This window comes from Mycobacterium sp. TH-M106, from assembly GCF_057473765.1.
This window is the reverse complement of sequence record NZ_JBYCLE010000104.1, coordinates 1-4,530: the sequence shown is the minus strand read 5'-3', so window position 1 is coordinate 4,530 and position 4,530 is coordinate 1. Positions and strand designations below refer to the sequence as shown.

General features: G+C 65.7%; 6 protein-coding genes. All 6 read right to left on the bottom strand.

Translation table 11 applies throughout. The annotated features are described in order from the left end of the window. A partial coding sequence (locus AC2VOP_RS03485) for a beta-ketoacyl-[acyl-carrier-protein] synthase family protein (RefSeq protein WP_486959679.1) occupies positions 1 to 672 on the bottom strand: 672 nt, incomplete at its 3' end. Next, positions 672 to 1,067, bottom strand: coding sequence for a MaoC family dehydratase (locus tag AC2VOP_RS03480; RefSeq protein WP_486959678.1), 396 nt, complete (start codon positions 1,065 to 1,067; stop codon positions 672 to 674). The genes AC2VOP_RS03485 and AC2VOP_RS03480, both read right to left, overlap by 1 nt. An 11-nt stretch (positions 1,068 to 1,078) precedes the next feature. Continuing rightward, entirely contained in the window at positions 1,079 to 2,032 is a 954-nt protein-coding gene (locus AC2VOP_RS03475) for a bifunctional MaoC family dehydratase N-terminal/OB-fold nucleic acid binding domain-containing protein (RefSeq protein WP_486959677.1), read from the bottom strand. Then, entirely contained in the window at positions 2,029 to 3,192 is a 1,164-nt protein-coding gene (gene fadE29, locus AC2VOP_RS03470) for an acyl-CoA dehydrogenase FadE29 (protein WP_486959676.1), read from the bottom strand. Before fadE29 ends, AC2VOP_RS03475 begins: the two co-directional genes overlap by 4 nt. Further along, entirely contained in the window at positions 3,177 to 4,196 is a 1,020-nt protein-coding gene (locus AC2VOP_RS03465) for an acyl-CoA dehydrogenase family protein (protein WP_486959675.1), read from the bottom strand. Before AC2VOP_RS03465 ends, fadE29 begins: the two co-directional genes overlap by 16 nt. Before the next feature lie 8 nt (positions 4,197 to 4,204). Then, positions 4,205 to 4,530: cytochrome P450 (locus AC2VOP_RS03460; protein WP_486959674.1), on the bottom strand; the 326-nt coding region annotated here is incomplete at its 5' end.

Here is a 4,530-nt window from a genome sequence, read left to right as displayed (position 1 = left end):
CGCCACGGCGCCGTCGGTCTCCTGGCAGCAGTCCAGCAGCCGCAGCGGCTCGGCGATCCATCGCGAATTCTGGTGATCCTCAATGGTGATCGGTTGGGAGTAGAAGTACGCCTTCGGGTTGTTGGCGGCGTGTTTGCGGTCGGCGACCGACACCGCACCGAAGTCGCGGCTAGTCGCCCCGGTCAGATGCATGTACCGTTTGGCGATCATCGCCACCTGGGCGGCCGGCGTGGACAGCCCGTGCGGATACGAAAACGAGTTGTCGACCCCCGTCGAGTCCGCATTCTCCACCAGGCGGGCCTGTACCTGCCCGAACCGCATACCGGAGCGTTCGTTGAAAGCCCGGTATGCGACAACGCAATCGGCGACCCCGGTAGCCACCGCGATGGCCGCCTGCTGGATGATCGCGCAGGCCGCGCCACCGCCGTGGTGGATCTTGGAGAAGAACGTCAGCTCCCCGATGCCGGTGGCCCGCGCGACGGCGACCTCGGTGTTGGAGTCCATGGTGAAGGTGACCATGCCGTCGACGTCGGCAGGAGTGAGGCTGGCGTCGGCTAACGCGTCCAGTGTCGCCTCGGCTGCCAGCCGCAGCTCACTGCGGCCCGAGTCCTTGGAGAAGTCGGTGGCGCCGATCCCGACGATCGCGGCCTGTCCCGACAGCGCTCCCGACATTACGTCATTCCCATCGTCAACGTTGCGCCGGCGACGATGTGGTCGCCGAGGCTGTTGCTGCCGACGATGTTCAGGGTGATCAACCCCTCGTCGACCGCAGTCACCTCACCGGAGAACGTCACCGTGTCGTAGGGGTACCACGGCACACCGAGCCGTAGCGAAATTGACCTGATCACCGCGTTCGGTCCGGCCCAGTCGGTGATGTAACGCTGCACCAGCCCGGTGTCGGTGAGGATGTTGACGAAGATGTCCTTGGATCCCTTGGCTTGAGCCCCGTCCCGGTCGTGGTGCACGTCCTGGAAATCGCGGGTGGCAAGTGCAGTCGAGACGATGAACGTCGGGTCCGCGTAAAGCTTGAACTCAGGCAGCTTGGCGCCTACTACTACCGTCGGCACTATCGGCACCGTCATAGGCTCGGCTCCCACGCGTACAAAGTCCACGCCGGGCCGACATCGTTGGCGGGAAAGTCGATATACGTTGCCCGGACAGCCATTCCGATCTGTACCTGTGCCGGATCAACGTTGCGGAGCTCACCGAGCATCCGCACTCCCTCCTCGAGCTCGACCAGTGCGACGACGAACGGCAGGCTGCGGCCGGGCACTTTGGGGGCGTGGTGCACCACGAAGCTGAACACGGTGCCCCTGCCGCTGGCCACGGCATAGTCGATCGGGGCCTGCTTGTCCTGCCAGATCGCGGGCACCGGAGGATGCTGCAGCCTGCCGTCGGGCCGCCGCTGAATGCGCAGCTCATGCGCGTTGACGCCGTCCCAGAAGAATGCGGTGTCCCGCGATGCGGCCGGGCGCATCATCGCATCGGCGTCGAGGTCGTCGGGCACCAGCGTCGTGTCGGCATCACGCGGCCGGAACTTGAGGATGCGCCAGTTCATTTCGGCGACATCCTCGTCGCCCACCTGCCAGGTCACTTTCTGGTTGACGAAGTAGCCCTCACCCAATGCGGTCTGCTTGGGTCCGACGACGTCGGTCAATTCGGCGGTGACGGTGATGTCTTCACCGGGGCTCAGGTAGCGGTGGTAGGTCTGCTCGCAGTTGGTCGCCACCACGCCGACGTATCCGGCGTCGTCGAACAAGGTGATGATCTGGCCGAGCGGGTCGTCGTCGGAACGCACGCCGTGCAGGCCTGCCATCGTCCACACCTGGATCATCGCCGGCGGGGCGACGATGCCGGGATGACCCGCCGCTTGGGCGGCCTGGGTGTCGACGTAGATCGGGTTTTTGTCGCCGATCGCTTCGATCCAGTGGTGGATCATCGGTTCGTTCACCGGATCCCGGCCGACCCGCGGCTTGCCGTGTCCGGCCGAAATGATCGTGTCGATGCCGGCCCGGAGGTCCTGGGCACTCACCGCGGAACCCTCGGGACCTTGAGCCCGGAGGCCGCGATCATCTCGCGCATCACCTCGTTGACACCACCGCCGAACGTGATCACCAGGTTGCGTTTGGTCTGGACGTCGAGCCAGTGCAGCAGCTCGGCGGTGTGTCGTTCTGCTGGGTTGCCGTATTCGCCGACAACCTCCTCGGCGAGCCGGCCGACGTATTGAACCCGCTCGGTGCCGAAGACTTTGGTCGCGGCGGCGTCGGCCACGTTGATGTCCTCGCCGGCGGCGGCCACCTGCCAGTTGAGCAACTCATTGATCCGCCAGATCGCGTGGATCTCACCCAGCGCACGTTTGACGTCGTCGTGGTCGATCGGCGTGACACCGTCACCACCCGGCTTGGACGCCCAGGCGTGCACCCGGTCGTAGATGCCGGCGAATCTGCCTGCCGGGCCGAGCATCACCCGCTCGTTGTTGAGTTGGGTGGTGATCAGCCGCCATCCGCCGTTCTCCTCACCGACCAGCATCTCCGCCGGGACTCGGACGTCGTTGTAGTAGGTGGTGTTGGTGTGGTGGGCGCCGTCGGACAAGATCAGCGGCGTCCAGGAGTAGCCCTGGCTTTTCGTGTCGACGATCAGGATCGAGATCCCCTTGTGTTTGACGGCGTCCGGATCGGTGCGGCACGCCAGCCAGATGTATTCGGCGTCGTGGCCGCCGGTGGTGAAGATCTTCTGCCCGTTGACGATGTACTCGTCGCCGTGGCGAACCGCGGTGGTGCGCAACGACGCCAGGTCGGTGCCCGCCTCGGGCTCGGTGTATCCGATCGCGAAGTGCACCTCTCCGGCCAGGATCGCGGGCAGAAACTTCTGCTTCTGCATCTCACTGCCGTATACCTGCAAGGTGGGGCCCACCGTCTGTAATGTGACAGCTGGCAGCGGAACGTCGGCGCGGTGCGCCTCGTTGACGAAGATCTGCTGTTCGATCGGGCCGAAGCCCAGGCCCCCGAACTCTTTTGGCCAGCCGACACCGAGTTTGCCGTCTCGGCCCATGCGGCGGATCACGGCGCGGTAGGCCTTGCCGTGCCGGTCGGCTTCGAGCTCCTTCTCCTCTTCGGGCGAGATCAAGTTCGAAAAATAGTGCCGCAGTTCGACTTGCAGCTTCCGCTGTTCGGGAGTCAGGTCGATGAACATTGCACTCCCACCAAATCGAGCCGATGCGACGGTCCGCCCAGCAGCCGGGTCAGGTCCTTGATCGTGGCGTAGTACCGCGGCATCGGGTAGGTGACGTCCATTCCCATCCCACCGTGCAGATGGTGGCAGATCTGCATCACCGGCGGCGCCTGCGATGTGAGCCAGTAACCGAGCACCGCCAAGTCGTCATCGGCCGGTCGTCCCTCGGCCAGCCGCCATGCGACCGATTTCGCGGCCAAGCCGATAGTGCGCGACGCGATGTACGCCTCAGCCAGCTGCGCCGCGACGGTCTGGAAGGTGGACAGCGGCTTGCCGAACTGGTGCCGGTTGGCCACATAGTCCGCGGTCAGCCGCAACGCCCCGGCGACCAGCCCGGCCGCATAAGAGCCGATCATCGCCAGCGCCAGCTGGTTGACCCGGTGGGCGCTCGCGCCGGTCAGCAGTTCGGTGTCGCCGATCACGACGTCGGAGAACGTCACGACGTATTCGTCGGATCCGTTGGAGGTCGATGTCTTGACCAGCTGCACGCCGTCGGCCTTCGGCGACACCGTCACGACTCCGCTGTCGGCGGTGACCAGCATCCACTCGGCCTGTTGCGCATAGGGCACGCCGATTTTGGTGCCGGACAGCCGATCCCCGGACAGCGTCGTCGCAGGCCGCTCAGGCAGGGCGGCACCCGGCTCGTTGATCGCGGCGGTGAACACCGCGCCTTGCGCCACGCCGGTGAGCAGGCGGTCCTGTTGCCGGTCGGAAGCCAGGTCAAGCAGCGGTACCACACCGAAACCCAGGGTGGCCAGCGCGGGACCGATCAGGCCGTGCCGGCCGATCTCGGTCAGGGCTGTCGCGACCTCCGGCAGGCCGACGCCGTCGCCGCCCATCCGTTCGGGCACCGGAAGGGAGGTCACGCCGCCGTCGACCAGCGCGGCGAAGCTGTTGTCGCGGTCCAGCACCGCCGCAACAACATCGGACACCGCCTGCTGCCTGGGGTCGAGAGTGAAGTCCACCTGTTCCCCTACTGGGCGGCCGAGGCGGGAGTAACGCCCGCTTGTGGGGCATTGCCGGTGTAGTCGACCTGCCAGTGTTTGATGCCGTTGAGCCAGCCCGAGCGCAACCGTTCCGGTTCGCCCACGGACTTCAGGTCGGGCATGTGGTCGGCGATCGCGGCGAAGATCAGCTGAATCGTCATCCGGGCCAGATGTGTGCCGATGCAGTAATGGGCCCCGGTGCCGCCGAACCCGACATGCGGATTGGGGTCGCGCAAGATGTTGAACGTGAACGGGTCGTCGAACACCTCCTCGTCGAAGTTGGCCGAGCGGTAAAACATCACCACCCGCTGCC

Excerpts from the sequence above, each read along its gene's own strand:
- fadE29 (WP_486959676.1), bottom strand. The coding sequence starts at position 3,192 with ATGTTCATCGACCTGACTCCCGAACAGCGGAAGCTGCAAGTCGAACTG.